At 75.6% G+C, this 16,961-nt stretch carries 16 protein-coding genes; 3 read left to right on the plus strand and 13 right to left on the minus strand.

What is annotated here, in order from left to right:
• Positions 1-103: 103 nt before the first annotated feature.
• Both R7226_RS27720 and R7226_RS27725 read right to left on the minus strand, forming a co-directional pair.
• Complete coding sequence (locus tag R7226_RS27720) at positions 104-874, minus strand: SDR family NAD(P)-dependent oxidoreductase (RefSeq protein ID WP_318600647.1); 771 nt, start codon at positions 872-874, stop codon at positions 104-106.
• Positions 871-1,131: a hypothetical protein gene (locus R7226_RS27725; protein ID WP_318600648.1), complete on the minus strand. Its 261-nt coding sequence runs from the start codon at positions 1,129-1,131 to the stop codon at positions 871-873. Before R7226_RS27725 ends, R7226_RS27720 begins: the two co-directional genes overlap by 4 nt.
• Positions 1,132-1,134: 3 nt before the next feature.
• On the opposite strand from R7226_RS27725, the gene R7226_RS27730 reads away from it, so the two are divergent.
• Entirely contained in the window at positions 1,135-2,031 is an 897-nt protein-coding gene (locus R7226_RS27730) for a helix-turn-helix transcriptional regulator (protein ID WP_318600649.1), read from the plus strand.
• Here R7226_RS27730 and R7226_RS27735 read toward each other — a convergent pair.
• Positions 2,021-3,049: an AraC family transcriptional regulator gene (locus R7226_RS27735; RefSeq protein WP_318600650.1), complete on the minus strand. Its 1,029-nt coding sequence runs from the start codon at positions 3,047-3,049 to the stop codon at positions 2,021-2,023. The genes R7226_RS27730 and R7226_RS27735 overlap by 11 nt on opposite strands.
• A 51-nt stretch (positions 3,050-3,100) precedes the next feature.
• Between R7226_RS27735 and R7226_RS27740 the strand changes: the two genes are divergently transcribed.
• Positions 3,101-3,970, plus strand: a complete 870-nt coding sequence (locus R7226_RS27740; RefSeq protein WP_318600651.1) for an NmrA family NAD(P)-binding protein — start codon at positions 3,101-3,103, stop codon at positions 3,968-3,970.
• 75 nt (positions 3,971-4,045) lie between these two features.
• A complete protein-coding gene (locus R7226_RS27745; protein ID WP_318600652.1) occupies positions 4,046-4,522 on the plus strand; it encodes a cupin domain-containing protein in 477 nt (158 codons plus the stop codon).
• Here the strand turns inward: R7226_RS27745 and R7226_RS27750 are convergent.
• The 10 genes from R7226_RS27750 to R7226_RS27795 all read right to left on the minus strand — a co-directional run bounded on the left by R7226_RS27750 (position 4,519) and on the right by R7226_RS27795 (position 16,697).
• The gene (locus R7226_RS27750; protein WP_318600654.1) at positions 4,519-5,046 is read right to left on the minus strand and encodes a flavin reductase family protein; all 528 of its coding nucleotides are present in this window, start codon (positions 5,044-5,046) and stop codon (positions 4,519-4,521) included. The genes R7226_RS27745 and R7226_RS27750 overlap by 4 nt on opposite strands.
• Positions 5,043-5,951, minus strand: coding sequence for a DsbA family oxidoreductase (locus R7226_RS27755; RefSeq protein WP_318600656.1), 909 nt, complete (start codon positions 5,949-5,951; stop codon positions 5,043-5,045). Before R7226_RS27755 ends, R7226_RS27750 begins: the two co-directional genes overlap by 4 nt.
• Positions 5,948-7,162, minus strand: a complete 1,215-nt coding sequence (locus tag R7226_RS27760) for an acyl-CoA dehydrogenase family protein (RefSeq protein WP_318600657.1) — start codon at positions 7,160-7,162, stop codon at positions 5,948-5,950. Before R7226_RS27760 ends, R7226_RS27755 begins: the two co-directional genes overlap by 4 nt.
• Positions 7,159-8,136 carry a TIGR03619 family F420-dependent LLM class oxidoreductase gene (locus R7226_RS27765; protein WP_318600658.1) on the minus strand — a complete coding sequence of 326 codons (978 nt, stop codon included), beginning with the start codon at positions 8,134-8,136 and terminating at the stop codon, positions 7,159-7,161. Before R7226_RS27765 ends, R7226_RS27760 begins: the two co-directional genes overlap by 4 nt.
• A complete protein-coding gene (locus R7226_RS27770; protein WP_318600659.1) occupies positions 8,133-9,149 on the minus strand; it encodes an ABC transporter permease in 1,017 nt (338 codons plus the stop codon). The genes R7226_RS27765 and R7226_RS27770 overlap by 4 nt, the downstream gene beginning before the upstream one ends.
• Positions 9,142-10,701: a sugar ABC transporter ATP-binding protein gene (locus R7226_RS27775; RefSeq protein WP_318600661.1), complete on the minus strand. Its 1,560-nt coding sequence runs from the start codon at positions 10,699-10,701 to the stop codon at positions 9,142-9,144. The genes R7226_RS27770 and R7226_RS27775 overlap by 8 nt, the downstream gene beginning before the upstream one ends.
• On the minus strand, positions 10,698-11,903 hold the full coding sequence (locus R7226_RS27780; protein WP_318600662.1) for a sugar ABC transporter substrate-binding protein: 1,206 nt from the start codon (positions 11,901-11,903) through the stop codon (positions 10,698-10,700). Before R7226_RS27780 ends, R7226_RS27775 begins: the two co-directional genes overlap by 4 nt.
• A 120-nt stretch (positions 11,904-12,023) precedes the next feature.
• The gene (locus tag R7226_RS27785; protein WP_318600663.1) at positions 12,024-13,835 is read right to left on the minus strand and encodes a hydantoinase B/oxoprolinase family protein; all 1,812 of its coding nucleotides are present in this window, start codon (positions 13,833-13,835) and stop codon (positions 12,024-12,026) included.
• Positions 13,828-15,939, minus strand: a complete 2,112-nt coding sequence (locus tag R7226_RS27790) for a hydantoinase/oxoprolinase family protein (protein ID WP_318600664.1) — start codon at positions 15,937-15,939, stop codon at positions 13,828-13,830. The genes R7226_RS27785 and R7226_RS27790 overlap by 8 nt, the downstream gene beginning before the upstream one ends.
• Positions 15,936-16,697 (minus strand): ArsR/SmtB family transcription factor, encoded by a 762-nt coding sequence (locus R7226_RS27795; RefSeq protein WP_318600665.1) that lies wholly within the window; start codon positions 16,695-16,697, stop codon positions 15,936-15,938. The genes R7226_RS27790 and R7226_RS27795 overlap by 4 nt, the downstream gene beginning before the upstream one ends.
• Positions 16,698-16,961 lie beyond the last annotated feature (264 nt).

The raw sequence follows: 16,961 nt of genomic DNA on the forward strand, positions 1-16,961 counted from the left end.
GGCGCGGCCGGCGGCGCGGCCGGCGACCTGGCGGGCGGAGCGCCCGGCGACGCGACGAGCGGAGCGACCGGCGCGCGCGTGGCGCGCGCCGGCGGATAGGCGGTCAGGCGTGCACGGCGATCATCCCGCCGTCGACCGGCAGCACGGCGCCGGTGACGTACGAGGCGCGGTCGCTCAGCAGCCAGGCGGCCGCCTCCGCGACCTCGTGCGGCTCGGCGGCGCGGCCGAGCGGCGTCGCGGCGTCGAGCCGCTGCGCGATCGCCGGCTCCGCCGCGAGCAGCTGCTTGACGACCGGGCTCAGCGTCACCCCGGGCGCGACCGCGTTGACGCGCACGCCGTCGGCGGCGTAGTCGGCGGCGGCCGTCTTCACGAGGCCGTGGATCGCGTGCTTGGAGGCGGGATAGGCGCCGAGCCCGCTCGTCGCCGCGAAGCCGCTGACGGCGCTCGTGACGACGACCGCGCCGCCGCCGCTGCTGACGATCGCCGGGATCTGCGCGCGCAGGCAGAGGAAGGTGCCGCGCGCGTTGACGCCGTTGACCTCGTCCCAGGCGGACTCGTCGAGGTCGGCGAGCAGCGTGCCGGGATGGCCGGTGCCGGCGTTGTCGAAGGCGGCGTCGAGCCGGCCGTGCCGCGCGAGCGCGGCGTCGACGGCCGCCCGCGCCCCGGCGGCGGTCGCGATGTCGGCGGCGACGGCGATCGCATCGTGGCCGGCGGCGCGCAGCTCCCGCGCGAGCGCCTCGATCGCGTCGCTCGCGCGCGAGGCGAGCACGACCCGCGCCCCTTCCTGGGTGAACAGCCGGGCGGCGGCGGAGCCGACCCCGCCGCTGGCGCCGGTGATGATGCAGACCTTGTCGTCGAGCAGTGGTGGTGTCATGCCGACACGGTCACGCGCGGCGCGCGCGCCGACAAGGGACCGAGACGGTCCCCCCTGCGCGCGCCGATGAGCGCCGGCGCGCCTTGCGAGAATCGCGGCGCGTTCTGCGCAAAGCGCGGCGCGTTCTGCGCAAAGCGCGGCGCGTTCTGCGCAAAGCGCGGCGCGTTCTGCGCAAAGCGCGGCGCGTTCTGCGCAAAGCGCGGCGCGTTCTGCGCAAAGCGCGGCGCGTTCTGCGCAAAGCGCGGCGCGGACGGCACGCGATGAGCGAGCTGGGACGGTTCCTGCGCGCGCGACGCGAGCGGCTCGCGCCCGCGGCGATCGGCCTCACCGGCGCCGACGACGCCGGCCGCCGCCGCACCCCGGGCCTGCGCCGCGCCGAGGTCGCCGAGCTGGCCGGCGTCGCGGTCGACTACTACGCGCGCGTCGAGCAGGGCCGCGCCGGCGACCCGACCCCGGCGGTGCTCGACGCGCTCGCCCGCGCCCTGCTCCTGAGCGAGCCCGAGCGGCTCCACCTCCACCGCCTCGCGCGGCGCGCCGGGCCGCCGCCGACGCTCGTCGCCGCCGTCGCGCCCGAGACCCGCGCGCTGCTGCGCACCTACCGCGACGATCCCGCGCTCGTCGTCGGCACGCGCGCGGAGCTGCTCGCCTGGAACCGCCCGGCCACGGCGCTGTTCGGCGATCTCGACGCGCGCCCCGCGCACGAGCGCAACCTGCTGTGGCTGCTGTTCTGCGCGCAGCCCGCGACCGCGGCCGCCCCACCGGCCGAGCAGACGCGTGAGGAGCAGATGCCAGCCGAGCGAACGTCGGAGGAGCCGACGCCGGACGAGCACGCGCCGGACGAGCAGACGCCGGACGAGCACGCGCCGGACGAGCACGCGCCGGACGAGCACGCGCCAGACGAGCTGGCGGTCGCGCTCGTCGCCGGCCTGCGCGCCCGCCGCCCCGTCCCCGCCGAGGATCCGGACACGGCCGCGCTCGTCGCCCGCGTCGCCCGCACCAGCCCGCTGTTCGCGAAGCTGTGGGCGGAGCAGCACGTCGAGGAGGCGCGCCACGGGCGCGTACGGCTCGCCGATCCCGAGCGCGGCGCGATCACGGCGACCTGGTCGTCGCTCTCACTGCCCGAGTGCGGTCAGCGGCTGCTGCTGTTCACACGCTGAACGGCGGTCCCGTCATCGGCGTCGCATGCGGCGGCGCGAGACCCGCGTTCACGTCCGCGTCTTCGTCGCCTGCGGCGGCACGTTGCACGCGCCAGCGTCCCGGCGCGACGCCGTGCCGGCGCTTGAAGGCAGCCGCGAAGGAGAACTCCGACGCGTAGCCGACGGCCGCCGCCACCGCGGCGAGCGGCTCGTCGCCGCCGCGCAGGCGCTCGCGCGCCAGCGCCATCCGCCAGTCGGCGAGATACGTCAGCGGAGCGACGCCGAGCAGCGCCGTGAAACGGCGCGCGAAGGCGGCGCGCGAGAGCGACGCCTGCGCGGCCAGCTCGGCGACCGTCCAGGCATGGGCGGGATCGCCGTGGAGCGCCTGCAGCGCCGCGCCGACCTGGGCGTCGGAGGAGGCGCGGAACCACGCCGGCGGATGCGCCTGCTCGTCCCCGAACTGCTCGCGCAGGAGGTGGATCAACGCGACGTCGAGGAGCCGGTCGAGCAACGTCTGCTGGCCGGGCTGCTCGTGCTCCATCTCGTGCGCGAGCAGGTCGGCGGTCGCGCGCAACGGCGAGCCGGCCGCCGGCCGCACGCGCGCCAGCGGCGGCAGCGCGGCGATCAGGCCGTCGCAGAGGTCGCCCTCGAAGCGGTAGGCGCCGCAGCAGAAGACCGCCTCCTCCCCATCCCCGCTGCCGAACGCGTAGCGGCGCGCGCTGCCCGGCTCCGGACCGGCGGCGGTGACCTCGGCAAGCGGCCGGCATGACGCGCCCGCGGCGCTCGCCAACTGGTGGACGACGTCACCGCGCACGAGCGCGACGTCGCCGGGCGCCAGCCGCAGCGCCGCGGCCGGGTCGTCGCTCCACAGCCATGTCTCGCCGTCGACGATCACATGGACGGCGACGCCGGCGACGGGCTCGAAGCGGACGCCCCAGCGACCGCGCGCGGTCGAGTGCGAGAAGGCCGCGCCGCGAGCGCGCGAGCGTTCGAGGTAGTCGGAGAGAACGTCGCCGACGGGAGACGCTGGAGCATCCATTTGAGCCATTACAGCATGGAACGTCTCGCGACATTCCGATTCACTCGCTCCATGACCACTTCACAGACCATCACCGTCCTCGGCGGCACCGGCAAGACCGGCCGCCGCCTCGCCGCCCGCCTGCGCGCCGCCGGCGCCGACGTCCGCACCGCCGCGCGCAGCGGCGCCGACGTCCGCTTCGACTGGCACGACCCGGCCACCCACGCCGCCGCGCTCGACGGCGCCGACGCGCTCTACCTCGTGCCGCCGGCGCTGCGGCTCGACTACCCGCCGCAGGTCGCCGCGCTGCTCGACCGCGCCGAGGCGGCCGGGGTCCGCCACGTCACGCTGCTGAGCGCGCGCGGCGTCGAGCACGCGCCCGCCGAGGCGCCGGCGCGGGCGACCGAGCTGGACCTGATCGGCCGCGCGGGGCTGACGCACGCGATCCTGCGCCCCGGCTGGTTCATGCAGAACTTCAGCGAGTACGTCTTCCAGCCGGCGATCGCCCAGGACCACGAGATCGCGGCGCCGACCGGCGACGGCGCCGAGGCGTTCGTCCATGCCGACGACATCGCCGAGGTCGCGGCCGCGACGCTGCTGGACCCGGCCGCCCACGCCGGCCAGCAGCTGACGCTGACCGGCCCGGAGGCGCTGACGTTCGCCGAGGTCGCCGAGCGGATCTCGACGGTCGTCGGCGGCCCCGTCGTCCACGTCGACCTGCCGCCCGCCCGCTGGCTGGAGCAGACGCTCACCGCCGGCGTGCCGCGCGACTACGCCGAGCTGCTGCTGATCCTGTTGAGCGAGGTGGTGCGCTCCGGCGCCAACGCCGCGACCACCGACGCCGTCGAGCGCGTCACCGGCCACCCGCCGCGGAGCTTCGCCGACTACCTCGCCGACCCCGCGACCGCCGCGGCGTGGGCGCCGGCCGCCACGCCCGCGTAGCCAACGATTCACACCCCGTTGAACCGTCACGCGGGCATGCTGGAAGTTCCACCCACGCGCAGCCAGGAGACCACCATGTCCACGACGCCCCCAACCGCCGGCACCACGCCGTTCTGGCGCCGGCCGCTCGTCGTCTCGACGAGCGAGACCCGCAGCGCCGAGACCGCCCAGACCCCCGGGATGCGCCGCTTCGCCGCGATCTCCGGCGGGCTCGTCGGCTCCAGAGGACTGTGGATGGGCGGCAACACCGTCAAGGCCGGCGAGACCAGCGGCGATCACCACCACGGTCCTGCCGAGAGCGGCATCTACATCGTCTCGGGCAACCCGCAGTTCGTCTTCCTGACCGACGGCGAGGAAGTGACCGTCCACGCCGGTCCGGGCGACTTCGTCTACGTGCCGGCGTGGGTGCCGCATCGTGAGGAGAACCTCGGCCGCGAGGAGGACGCGATCGTCGTCCTCGCGCGCACGACCCCGGAGGAGATCGTCGTCAACCTCGACAGCCTCTGGTCGACCGACGGCATCGACGGCGCCGACGAGGCGCCGCGCCCCTAAGCCGCCGCGTCGAGCCCCGTGAAGCGCCCCCGGTGGAAGACCAGCGGGGGCGCGTGGTGCGGCGGGTGGCGGACGGCCAGCACGCGGCCGATCACGACGCGGTGGTCGCCGCCCTCGGCGACGTCGTGCAGCGCGCACTCGACCGTCGCGACGACGCCGTCGAGCAGCGGCGCGCCGCTCTCCCCCGCCTGCCAGCCGACGCCGTCGAAGCGCGCGGCCGGCGGGCCGCCCGGCGCGGCGAAGCGCAGCGCCAGCGGCTCCTGATCGCGTCCGAGCACGTTGAACGCGAAGCTGCGGGCGCGCAGCAGCGTCGCCAGCGTCAGCGATCCCTCGCGCAGGCAGACGAGCGCCAGCGGCGGCGACAGCGACAGCGACGTGACGGCGTTGGCCGTCCCGCCGCTGGGGACGCCGTCGGCGGCCGCGGTGACGATCGTGACGCCGGTCGCGAAGTGGCCCATCGCGGCGCGCAGCGCGGCGCCGTCGACGCCGCGCCGAGAGCTGGTGCGCGGCGCCGTCTCGCTCACGCCGCCGTCGCCCCGCTCGCGGCCACGCCGCGCTCCGCCGTCTCCCCCGCCGCCAGCCACAGCGGCCGCGTCGCGCTCTCGACGCGGACGGCGCCGGCCGGCAGGCCGGCGGCGCCGTCGTCGGTCAGCAGCTCCAGCTCGACGGCCGTCAGCGAGCCGTAACGGGCGAGCGCCTCGGCGGCGCTCAACGCGAGCGGTCGCGCGACCAGCTCCGGCGCCGCCTGCTCCAGCGTCGCCGCGTGCGCCTGCGGCGCCTGCCAGCCGGCCAGCACGCGCACGCCGCCGCTGCCGCGCACGACGAGCGTCGGGAAGCCGTAGCGCAGGTGCTCGCCGTCGGGCTTCGCGGCGCCCGGGTTGGGGCCGGGCCCGCTGCGGTCGATCACCTCCGGCCGTGGTCTGCGCGTCAGCGCCCAGTCGGCCTCGACGGCCGCGATGACCGGAGCGCTCGCCGCATCGGCGAGCAGCCGCGCGAGGTCGAGCCCCGCGACACCGCGCAGCGCGTCCGCAATGCGCGCGTCGTCGTCAGGCGCCACGCCGTCGACGAAGAGTGACTCGCGCAGCCGCCGCAGCACGGCCTCGGCGACCGCCGGCCCCTGCGCCTCGGCCGCCTTCGCGGCACGGCTGGCCGGCACTGTCGAGCGGTTCATCGCGGTCAGCCGCGCGGTGATCGGCGCCCCGGTGTGGGCGGCGACCTCCAGCCAGCCGGCACGAAACTCCTCCGCGTCGGCGACCGGATCCCTGCCGGGATGGGTGCGCGCGAGGTCGTCGACCTGCACGCCGAAGACGCGCCTCCACCCCAGCTGCTCGCCGTAGCGGGCGCGCAGCCAGCGCAGGTACGGCTCGCTCGACCACGACCAGATGCAGCCGGGGTCGGTGAACTCGGTCACCTCCGCGACGACGCTCATCGGCCGCCCTCCGAGCCGGCGCCGGCGCCCGCCGCCGCCCGCCGCAGCGCGGCGGCGCCGAGCTGCGTCAGCACCGTGTCGCTCTGCGGCGTGTGGACGCGCCCGGTGAGCGCGTCGCGATGGTGGCGCTCGAGCGGGTTGCGCCGCGTCAGCCCCGGGTTGCCGGTCAGTCTCAGACCCAGCTCGATCGACGCGATCGCGTTGGCGGTGGCGACGTGCTTTGCCAGCATCGCCCGCGCCGGATCGCCGCCGCGCTCCAGCTCGGCGGCGGCGTCGCGCACGTGCAGCCGCGCGCTCTCCAGCAGCGCCTCGATCTCCCCGACCGCCTCCTGGAAGCGCGGCAGCGACGCGAGCGGTCTGCCGAGGTTGGTCGGCGTGCGCTCGTTGAGGTAGCGCGTCAGCCAGTCGCGCGCGGCGAGCGCGACGCCGAGGTAGTTGGCGGCGATGAAGAGCGCCGCGCGGCCGCGCGAGGCGTGCGCGGCCGGCTCGTTCCACTCGGCCGGCAGGCGCACGTCGACGGCGTTGTCAGCCGGCAGCGTCACGCGCTCGAAGATCACGTCATCGCTGCGCGAGGCGCGCAGGCCGATGTGGTCCCACGTCTGCTCGACGCGGTAGCCGTCGGCCGGCGCCGCGACGAGGAAGTTGCCGACGCGCGGCTCCTGCTCGTCGGTGCGGCCCCACACCAGCAGCCAGCGCAGCGCCGGGATGCCGGTGCAGTAGGTCTTGTGGCCGCGCAGCTCCCAGCGGCCGTCGGGCAGCTGCCGGCCGACCGTCTCCGGCAGACCGCCGCGGGCCGGCGTGCCGAGCTGCGGCTCGACGCGCAGCGCGTTGATCAGCCCGCCCTCGGCGACCGCCGAGCGCAGCACGCGTTCGCGCAGCTCGGCCGGCCAGCGGCTGCCCGGCAGCGACAGGTCGGCGTGGAAGACGTACTGCCACACGAGCACGAGCCCGACCGAGGGGTCGGCCGCGCCGACCCGCTCCAGCACGCGCACGAGCGTCGGCAGGTCGGCCTCGCCGCCGCCGTAGGACGCCGGCACGCGCAGCGCGGTGACGCCGAGCGCGTGCAGCGCGTCGAACGCCTCGTGCGGGAAGGAGCCGTCGCGATCGTGCTCGGCGGCGCGCTCGGCGATCCGCGCGAGCGCCTGGTCCAGGCGCGCGTCGCCGAGGATCGCGGCGGCTGGTTCGCCGCCGGTGGTCTGTTCTGCTGTCATCGCGCGGCCTCCTGCGCGGACGGGGTCGGGGAAGGCGCCGGAGCCGGGGAGCTGCCGGAGCCGGCCAGCGCGCGCACGCGCACGCTGGCGTCGAGCTGCTCGTCGAAGGGAACGCCGAGCTGCGTCTGGTTGAGGCAGACCTCGCCGACGCCGAGCGCGGCGACGCGCTCCAGGTCGGCGGCGATCTGCTCGGGAGTGCCGGAGAGCGGTGAGCGTGCGCCGTCGAGCGACCGCTCGGTCACGCGCGTGTGCAGCCGCAGGTGGACGGGCAGCGGCGGGCGGCCGAGCGCGTCGGTCGCGGTGACGAAGGCGCGCAGCTTGCGCTCCAGCCCCTCCCAGTCGTCGCTCAGCGCGCCGACCGGCAGCCAGCCGTCGGCGAAGCGGGCCGCGCGCGTGATCCCCGCCGGCGCGTTGGCGCCGACGTAGACCGGCACGCCATCGGGCCGCACGGGCTTGGGCCCCATCAGCGACGGCGGCAGTCTGTAGAAGCGGCCGTCGTACGAGATCGGGTCGGGGCCCCAGACGGCGCGCATCGCGCCGACGTGCTCCTCGAAGCCGGCGCCGCGCCGCTTCCACGGCACCTCGGCCGCCTCGTACTCGGCTCTCATCCAGCCCTGGCCGACGCCGAGCCGCAGGCGGCCGCCGCTGAGCTGGTCGACGGTCGCGACGCGGCGCGCGAGGATCGCCGGCGGCTGCAGCACCGCGACGACGATCGCGGTGATCAGCTCGACCCGCTCGGTCACCGCGGCGACGGCGGCGAGCACCTCGAGCTGGTCGAACAGCACTCTCTGGTGGTCGGGCGGGTGGCCGGTCGCGCCGGAGGCGTCGAGCGGCACCGGGTCGACCGGCCACAGCACCCGCTCGGTGACGGCGAGCGTGTCGAGCCCGGCCCGCTCGGCCGCGACGGCGGCGTCGAGCAGGCCGCGCGCGCTCGCGTGCGGGCCGCTCTGCGGCAGTTGGACGGCGAACCTCATGCTGCGGCCTCCTTCGCGGCGGTGCGCGCTCGCGCCTGCGCGACGACTCTCGTGACGATCACGGCGATCAGCAGCGAGCCGCCGTAGAAGACCTGCTCGACCCAGCCGGTGTAGCCGAGCAGCTGCAGCCCGGTGACGCCGGTGACGAGGAAGTAGACGGCGACGAACGAGCCCCAGACGTTGAACTGGCCGGGCTTGATCGTCGTCGAGCCGAGGAAGGCGGCGGCGAAGGCCGGCAGCAGGAAGGAGTTGCCGGCATCGGAGCTGGAGGCGCCGGTCAGGCCGACGAGCACGATCCCGCCGAGCGCCGCCAGCAGCGAGCCGGCGATCAGCGCGCCGGCGCGGTAGCGGTCGGGCCGCAGGCCGGCCAGCCGCGCGACCTCGTGGCCGCGGCCGGCGAAGACGAGGTGGCGGCCGCGCGGCGTCTGCTCGACGAAGAACCACAGCGCGAAGCCGACCGCGAGCGCGAGGTAGAAGGCGACCGGCAGCCCGAACAGCTGCGCGGAGATCGTGTCGATCAGCGACTGCGAGACGCCGCCGCGCGGCGCCGTGCCGGCGATCCCGGCCGAGATGCCGGCGATCAGCGTCGCCATGCCGAGCGTCACGACGATCGACGGCACGCCGAAGCGCAGCACGACGAAGGCGTTGACGGAGCCGACCAGCAGCCCGATCGCGAGCACCGCCGCCAGCGCCGCCAGCAGCGGCCAGCCCTGCTCGGCGTCGAGGTAGACGAGCAGCGTCGCGGAGACCGAGACGACGGCGCCGACCGACATGTCGAACTCGCCCGCCAGCAGCACGACGACGACCGCCAGCGAGACGATCAGCAGCGTCGACTGCGAGCCGAAGATGATCTGCGCGGTCGCGACGTCGCGGAAGGCCGGCTCGGCGATCGCGAAGGCGAGCGCGACCAGCGCCCAGGCGCCGAGCAGCCCGAACCGCTCGACGACGTGGGCGCCGGCATGGGCGCGGCGCCTTCTCGTCGCCGGTCGCTCGGCGGTGGCCTGCTCAGACATGCGCTGCCTCCTGCTCGATGGTCGTGACGAGGCCGCCGAACGACAGCTCCGCGATCCGCTCCTCGCTGATCTCCGCGCCGCTCAGCTCGGCGACGAGGCAGCCGCCGTGCAGCACCAGCACGCGGTGGCAGAGATGGGCGAGGTCCTCGTGCTCGGCGCTGGCGATCAGCACGCCCGCGCCGCGCTCGGCCGCCTGCTCGAAGCGCGCCATCAGCTCGTGCTTGGCGGCGACGTCGACGCCCTGCGCCGGCTCGTGCAGCAGCAGCACCCGCGGCTCCAGCTGCAGCCACTTGCCGAGCAGCGCCTTCTGCTGGTTGCCGCCGGAGAGCTGGCCGAGCTGAAGCCGCTCGTCGGGCGGGGTGACGCCGAGCCGCTCGATCAGCTCGCCGACCGCGGCGCGCTCGGCGCGGCGGTCGATCCGGCCGGCGCGCGCGAACCGCCGCAGCGCCGGCAGCGAGACGTTGGCGGCGACCGAGAGGCCGGGCACGCCGCTCTGGCGGCGGCGGTCGGCCGGCAGCAGCGCGATCCCGGCCGCGATCGCGCGCGCCGGGTCGAGCGTCGAGGCGTCGAAGCGCTGCTCCCCCAGGGAAATTGAGCCCGCGCTCGCCCCGCCGGCACCCGCCAGCAGGTACGGCAGCTCGTCGAAGCCGGAGCCGCCGAGGCCGGTGACGCCGACGATCTCGCCGCCGCCGAGCGTCAGCGACAGGTCGCGCACGACGCGGCCGCTGATCCCCTCGGCGCGCAGCACCGGCGCGCCGGCCGACGCCTCGAGCGTCGGATAGAAGGCCTCCAGCCGCTGGCCGAGGATCAGCTCGACGAGCTGCTCCTTGCCCAGCCCCTCCAGCGACCGCGTGACGATGTGGCGGCCGTCGCGCAGGATCGTGACCGTGCTCGCCAGCGCCAGCACCTCCTCCAGGCGGTGGCTGACGTACAGCACCGCCGTGCCGCTCGCGGCCGCGGTGCGGACGGCGGCGAACAGCCGCTCGACCTCCTCGGCCGGCAGGAAGGCGGTCGGCTCGTCGAGCACCAGCACGCCGCCGCCGCCGGGCAGCTCCAGCAGCGCCCGCACGATCGCGACGAGCGCCCGCTCGACCTGCGACAGCGAGCGCAGCTGCGCGCGCACGTCGACGTCGACGCCGAAGCGCGCGAGCGCCTCCTGCGCGCGGCGGCGCTCACGCCGCCACGGGATGCGGCCGCCGGCGGCGGTCGCGAAGCGGCCGACGAGCAGGTTGTCGACGACGCTCGCCTCCTCCTCCAGCGCCAGGTCCTGGTGGACGAAGGCGAGGCCGTGGGCGCGCGCCTGCGCGGCGCCGAGCGGCAGCGCCAGCTCCGCCCCGCCGAGCGCCAGGCGCCCGCCGGGGTCGGGCGCGTGCACGCCGGCGAGGATCTTGATGAGCGTCGACTTGCCGCAGCCGTTGCGGCCGACGAGCGCGCGGATCTCGCCGCGCGCCAGGCGCAGGTCGACGTCGTGCAGCACGCGCACGGCGCCGAACGTCTTCGAGATCCGCTCCGCCGCGAGCGCGCTGCCGCTGCCGTCGGCCGCGGAGGTCACTTCTCCAGCCCCCACACGTCTCTGCGGAACAGCTCGCCGTAGTCGACGCCATACCACTCGGTGCCGTCCTCGCGGTCGACGTTGAGGTCCTGGACGTTCTCCTCGGTGAACAGCTTGAAGCCGATCTGCGGATCCTCGACCAGCTCCTCGCCGGCCCACTCGCGCATGACGTTGTCGGCGAGCGCGTAGCCGAGCCAGACGTTGGGACCGCCGACGTCCATCTTGAAGGGCGTGCCCTTCTTCAGGTTCTGCATCTGCGGGACGATCGTGTTGAAGCCGGCGAGCTTCACTCTGGTGCCGGCGCCGGCCTGCTGCACGCCGGCCATCGCGTAGAGCGCCTGGCTGTCGAAGGCGGTGATCACGTAGCCCGTCTTCGGGTTGGAGAGGATCGAGGTGCGCGCGACGTTGCCGAGCGCGTCCTGGGCGCTGGAGCCGCCGCCGGTCTGCTCGACCTCCTTGTACTCGAATCTGCAGTCGGGGCAGTTGGCCTCGATCTCTCTCTGGAAGCCCTCGCGCTCGAACGTCGAGCTGGGGATCGCCGGCGTCTCGATGAAGACGCCCTGCGCCGTGCCGTCGGAGTCGGCGATCGCCCACGCCGCCAGCAGCTGGCCGACGCGGCGGTAGTCGTAGGAGACGTCGAGCGCGAGCCCGTCGACCTCCGGCTGCTCTCTCGGCTGGCCGGTGACGAGGCTGAAGAACGGGATCCCCGCGTCCTTCGCTCTCTTCACCTGCGCGGCGAACTGCACGGCCGGGAAGCCGTCGCCGAGCACGATCGCGTCGGCCTTGCCGGCGATCGCGAGGTCGAAGCCCTTGACGTGCTCGGGGATCGAGCCCTTCGTGTCGTAGACGCGCAGCTCGGCGCCGTTGGCCTCCCACGCCTCTCTGGCGGCCTCGACCCACTGTCTCAGGATCGGGTCCTCGACGTTGCCGATCCACCAGACCGTCTTGCCCTCCGCGGCGGCGGTGTCGAAGGCCGGCGGGGCGACGAATCTCGGCGTCTCGCTCGCCTCCGCGACGAGCGCCTTCGCGGCCTCGACGCCGCCGCCCGCATCAGAGGAGGCGGCGGTCGTGGCGGCGCCGGTCGCACCGCCGGCGGCGGTGGCGCTGGAGGAGTCGTCGCTGCCGCAGGCGCTCAGCGCGGCGGCGGCGAGCAGCGCGGCGAGCGCGGCGCTGACGGAGGTGAGGCGGGATCTGGTGAGCATCGGTCCTGGTTCGGTTCGAGGGATGGGGCGACCGCGACCGGCTGGGACCGGCCCACGGGATCAGGCGTTGGGTGTGGTGGGTGGTGCGTGCGCCGCCGCCGCGTCAGCGGCGAGCGGCGTTTAGGACGAGCCGCGACAGGAGCGCAGCGCGGTGGTCCGTTCGCTGTCGATCTGCGCCGCGCCGCCCGCCCCGGCGACCGCGACGCGGTAGAGCTGCTCTGCCGCCGCGTGCGAGACGAGCCCGGAGCGGACGTCGTCGAGCACGGCCTCGGGATCGCGCTCGGCGGGATCGCCGTAGCCGCCCCCGCCGGCCATGAACGAGACCATCCGGTCGCCGTCGCCGAGCGGGCGGATCGTGTTCGGCGCGACCCGCTCGACGCGGCCGTCGGCGTGGTGGACCTCGCCCCAGTTCGGTCTGCCGGCGAGGCCGCCGCGCAGCCCGTACGGCGCCGTCTGCTCGGTCGTGCCGCCGCCGTACCAGAGCGAGGTCACGTCGTCCTGGTCGAGGCGGTACTCGATCAGCGCGCCGAAGCCGCCGCGCCAGCGGCCCGCCCCGGCCGAGTCGGGCACCAGCTCGACCTGCTCGATCACGGCCGGCGCGACCAGCTCGTGCAGCTCGGGATCGGGCGCCGAGGTGCCGCCCATCGCGACCGGGCTGCCGAGGCCGTCCCAGCCGTCGGCGCCGTCGAGCGCGCCGGAGCCGGCGAGCGTGAAGGAGCTGATGACGGCGAACGGGCGGCCGGTGTGCTCGTCGACGCCGGCCTCGGCGAACTGGCCGAAGCGGCCCCAGCCGGCGAGCGTGCCGCGCGGCGCGGCGTCGGCGAGCGCGAGCCAGATCGCCTCGACGATCGTCTCGCACGTCAGCAGCGTGCAGAGCGTCGTCGCCGCCGGCGCGACCGCGTGGACGATCGTGCCGGGCTCGGCGATCACGTCGAACTGCGCCAGCGAGCCGCCGTTGCGCGGCACGTCGGGGTCGACGATCGCGAACAGGCCGATCATGCAGGAGGCGACGGTGTTGGCGAGCGTCGAGTTGGCGTAGCCGGCGACCTGCGGATCGGAACCCGTGAAGTCGAACGTGACGCGCTCGCCCTCCACGCGCGCCTCGACCGCGACGCGGATCGGACCGGGCACGTTCGCGCCGCCGCTGTCGAGGTGGCGCTCGGCACGGTAGACGCCGTCGGCGAGCGCGGAGATCTCGCGCGCCATGTGGCGGCGCGACGCCTCCAGGTGGTAGTCGATCGCGGCGGAGACGCGCGCGCGGCCGAACTTGGCGAGCATCGCGCGCAGCTGCTCGGCGCCGACGGTGACGGCGCCGATCTGGCAGTGCAGGTCGCCCTCGACGAAGTCGGGCACGCGCACGTTCAGCGCGATGATCGCCCACAGGTCGCGCTGCTCGATCCCTCTCGCGACCAGCCGCACGGGCGGGATCCGCAGCGCGTCCTCCCAGGCGTCGGTGACGTACGGGTTGTAGCCGACGACACCGCCTCCGCCGACGTCGGCGTGATGGCCCTTGGAGACCGTCCAGAAGAGCAGCTCGCCGGCGTGGAAGACCGGCTTGAGCACGGTCATGTCGGGCGGGTGGTTGTTGCCGTGGTACGGGTCGTTGAGGAGGAAGACGTCGCCGTCGTGGACGTCGTCGCCGAAGCGCGCGCGGACCGCCTCCAGCGCGCTCGGCATCGAGCCGGCGAGCACGGGGATGTAGTCCTTCGTCGCGACCCAGCGGCCGTCGCCGTCGAAGATGCCGGTGACGAAGTCGCGGATCTGGAAGATGCGCGAGCGCGAGGTGCGCAGCATCGTCTCGGCCATGTGCTCGGCGATCGCGTCGAGCCGGTTGGCGACGATCGCGGCCGCGACCGGGTCGGTCCCGGCCGCGGCGGCCGCGACGGGCGCGGCGCCCGCGGTCGCGGCGGGGTCGATGGCGGTGCTAGACACTCACGCCTCCTGCGTACAGCCGTTCGAGGACGTCGGCGAGGGGATCGGCCGCCCCGTGCAGCGCGTAGCTGCCGGAGGGCGCGACGGTCAGGGCGGTGCCGGGCGGCACCACGATCGTGCTCGTGCTCAGCTCGACCAGCGCCGGCCCCTCCAGCCGCACGCCGACGCCGAGCGGCGCGCCGTCGTAGACGGGCGTGGCGACGAAGCGGCCGTCGAACCAGGCGTCGCGCGCCGCACGCGGCGCCGGCTCCGGCTCCCCGGGTGCGCCGCCGAGCGCGACGACCGGCGTGCCGGCCGGCCCGCGCGCCTCCAGGCGCACGTTGACCAGCTCCAGCTCGACGCCGTCGAGCACGTGGCCGTAGCGCTCGCGGTGGGCCGCCGGGAAGGTCGCGAGCACGCCGTCGAGCAGCGCGCCGTCGACCGCCTCCCCGTCGGGCAGGTCGAGTTCGATCTGGTGGACCTGGCCGACGTAGCGGACCTCGACCGAGCGGCGGAAGCGCGCCTGCTGCGGTGCCACGCCCTCGCGTTCGAGCTGCGCGGCGACGCCGGCCTCCAGCTCCTCCCACGCGACCGCGAGCGCAGCGGCGTCCGGCGCGGGCGTACGGCCGTACACGGTCCGCACGGCGTGGTGGACGAAGTCGGTCACGAGCATGCCGGCGGCGCACAGCACCGAGGCGTCGCGCGGGACGACGACGAGCGGGACCTCGAGGTCGCGCGCCAGCGCGGCGGCGTGGACCGGACCGGCGCCGCCGGCCGCGACGAGCGCGAACTCGCGCGGATCGAGGCCGCGGCTGACGGTGACGAGCCGGAGGGAGTCGGTCATCGCCGCGTTGACGGTCGCGTAGATGCCGGCGGCGGCCGCCGTCGTGTCGATGCCCAGCTCCCGCGCGAGTGCGCCCACCGCCTGCTCGGCGGCGACGCGCGAGAGCGCCAGCTCACCGCCGCCGAAGCTCTCGCCGCCGACGTAGCCGAGCAGCAGGCCGGCGTCGGTGACGGTCGCGGCGGTGCCGCCGCGGCCGTAGCAGGCCGGTCCGGGCAGGGCGCCCGCGCTCTGCGGCCCGACGCGCAGCATCCCGCCGGCGGTGACCCAGGCGATCGAGCCGCCGCCGGCGCCGATCGTCGAGATGTCGAGCATCGGCGTCGTGACCGCCTGGCCGCCGAGCAGGCCGCCGGGGCGCACGTCGGTGACGCCGCCGCGGGCGAGGCTGACCTCGAAGCTGGTGCCGCCCATGTCGATCGTCATCGCCTTCGGCAGCTCCAGCGGCGCGACCGCCTCGGCGCCCGCGATCGGCCCGCCGGCCGGCCCCGACAGCAGCGTCGAGACGGCGTGCTCGGCGACCACCTCGGGCGTCGCGACGCCGCCGTTGGACTGCATCACCAGCAGCGAGCCGTCGAAGCCCAGCTCGCGCAGGCGCGCCTGGAGGCGGTCGAGGTAGGTGCGCAGGATCGGCCCGACGTAGGCGTTGACGACGGCGGTGCTGGTGCGCTCGTAGAGGCGCACCTCGGGCGCGACCGCCGCCGACAGGCTGACGAAGGCGCCGGGCAGCTCGCGCCGCACCAGCTCGGCCGCGCGCAGCTCGTGCGCGGGGTCGAGGAAGGAGAAGATCAGCGCGATCGCGACCGCCTCCACCCCGTCCTGCGCGAGCGCCCGCGCCGCCGCGACGACGTCGGCCTCGGCGAGCGGCTCCAGCTCGCGGCCGCGGCGGTCGAAGCGGCCGCCGACCGGGTGGACCCGCCAGCGCGGGACGAGCAGCTCCGGCGGCGCGCTGCGGGAGTCGAACTGGCGCTCGCGCTGGCCCTGGCGCAGCCGCAGCGTGTCGCGGAAGCCGCGCGTCACGAGCAGGCCGGTACGGGCCCCGGTGCGCGTCAGCAGCGCGTTGGTCGTGATCGTCGTGCCGTGCACGATCACCGGCGTCTGCGCCAGCAGCGCGCCGACGTCGATGCCGAGGTCGGCGGCGATCGTGTGGAGGCCGTTGACGACGCCGGCGGCCGGGTCGGCGGGGGTCGAGCTGGTCTTGTAGCTGCGGCGGCCGACCTCGGCGCCGGACAGCACGAGGTCGGTGAAGGTGCCGCCGACGTCGACGGCGAGACGGAGGTCGCTCATGCCGCCTGCCGCTTGCCGTCGTGCCGCGGATGGTCGTGAACGTGCTCGCCGACGGGGCCCAGCTCGAGCGCCTCGGCGCTGAGCCCGAAGTGGTCGGCGAGCGCGACGCGGCCGGCGTCGGTGAGCAGCACGACGCGGCTGGCCTCGCGCGCCTGCAGCCAGCCGCGCCGCAGCAGCTCGTTCGCGAGCGCGGCGCCGAGCGCGCCGGCGAGGTGATGGCTGCGCTCGCTCCAGTCGAGGCAGGCGCGCGTCAGCGGGCGCGGCCGCTCGGCGAGCGACGTGACGTCGATCTCCAGCTCGGCGAACTTGGCGGCGCCGGCCGGCGTGACGTCGAAGTCCTCGGCGGCGCGCCGCAGCCAGCCGCCTTCGACGAGCGCCTCGGTCAGCGCGACGCCGGCGCGGCCGGCGAGGTGGTCGTAGCAGAGGCGCCCGTGGCGCAGGGCGATCCCCTCGTTGGCCTGGCGCAGCGAGCGCACGACCAGCGGCGGCGCGAGCAGGATCAGCACCTCGAGCGCGTCGGCGACCGCCTGGCTGGAGAGGCGGTAGAGCCGCTGGCGGCCGTGCGGCTCGACGGCGAGCAGGCCGCCGTCGGTCAGCTTGCGCAGGTGGGCGCTGGCCAGCGGCCGCGAGACGCCTGCCCGCTCCGCCAGTGCCGACGCCGAGGTGAGGCCGCCGTTGAGCAGCGTCAACAGGATGGTTGCGCGCGTCCGGTCCGCCAGGAGGGTCCCGATCGCCGCGAGGTCAGCTTCGCCAGTCACAGTCAAACACCATAATCCCGATCAAGTTCAATGGAGATTGAATTGTCGCGGACCTGGCGTGAAAAGCGTAGCAACCCGATTGGAAAGGTCGACTTTTGTCGTCGCGCAGACCTCCCCCACCGACGGCGACGGCCCCTCAACCGCCGCCGAGGACCCCGCGCGCCGCCGCCTCCAACTCCGCGCCGGCGGCGGCGAGCGCGTCGGCGAGCGGCCGGTCGGCGGGGCCGAGCGCCCGCACCTCGCGGGCGCCGCGACGGCGCAGCT

It is taken from the genome of Conexibacter stalactiti, assembly GCF_033542075.1.
Classification (GTDB): domain Bacteria; phylum Actinomycetota; class Thermoleophilia; order Solirubrobacterales; family Solirubrobacteraceae; genus Conexibacter; species Conexibacter stalactiti.

Excerpts from the sequence above, each read along its gene's own strand:
- R7226_RS27755 (WP_318600656.1), bottom strand. The coding sequence starts at position 5,951 with ATGAGCGTCGTCGCGGAGGTGACCGAGTTCACCGACCCCGGCTGCATC.
- R7226_RS27745 (WP_318600652.1), top strand. The coding sequence starts at position 4,046 with ATGTCCACGACGCCCCCAACCGCCGGCACCACGCCGTTCTGGCGCCGG.
- R7226_RS27760 (WP_318600657.1), bottom strand. The coding sequence starts at position 7,162 with ATGACAGCAGAACAGACCACCGGCGGCGAACCAGCCGCCGCGATCCTC.
- R7226_RS27765 (WP_318600658.1), bottom strand. The coding sequence starts at position 8,136 with ATGAGGTTCGCCGTCCAACTGCCGCAGAGCGGCCCGCACGCGAGCGCG.
- R7226_RS27730 (WP_318600649.1), top strand. The coding sequence starts at position 1,135 with ATGAGCGAGCTGGGACGGTTCCTGCGCGCGCGACGCGAGCGGCTCGCG.
- R7226_RS27780 (WP_318600662.1), bottom strand. The coding sequence starts at position 11,903 with ATGCTCACCAGATCCCGCCTCACCTCCGTCAGCGCCGCGCTCGCCGCG.
- R7226_RS27735 (WP_318600650.1), bottom strand. The coding sequence starts at position 3,049 with ATGGATGCTCCAGCGTCTCCCGTCGGCGACGTTCTCTCCGACTACCTC.
- R7226_RS27790 (WP_318600664.1), bottom strand. The coding sequence starts at position 15,939 with ATGAGCGACCTCCGTCTCGCCGTCGACGTCGGCGGCACCTTCACCGAC.
- R7226_RS27720 (WP_318600647.1), bottom strand. The coding sequence starts at position 874 with ATGACACCACCACTGCTCGACGACAAGGTCTGCATCATCACCGGCGCC.
- R7226_RS27740 (WP_318600651.1), top strand. The coding sequence starts at position 3,101 with ATGACCACTTCACAGACCATCACCGTCCTCGGCGGCACCGGCAAGACC.
- R7226_RS27770 (WP_318600659.1), bottom strand. The coding sequence starts at position 9,149 with ATGTCTGAGCAGGCCACCGCCGAGCGACCGGCGACGAGAAGGCGCCGC.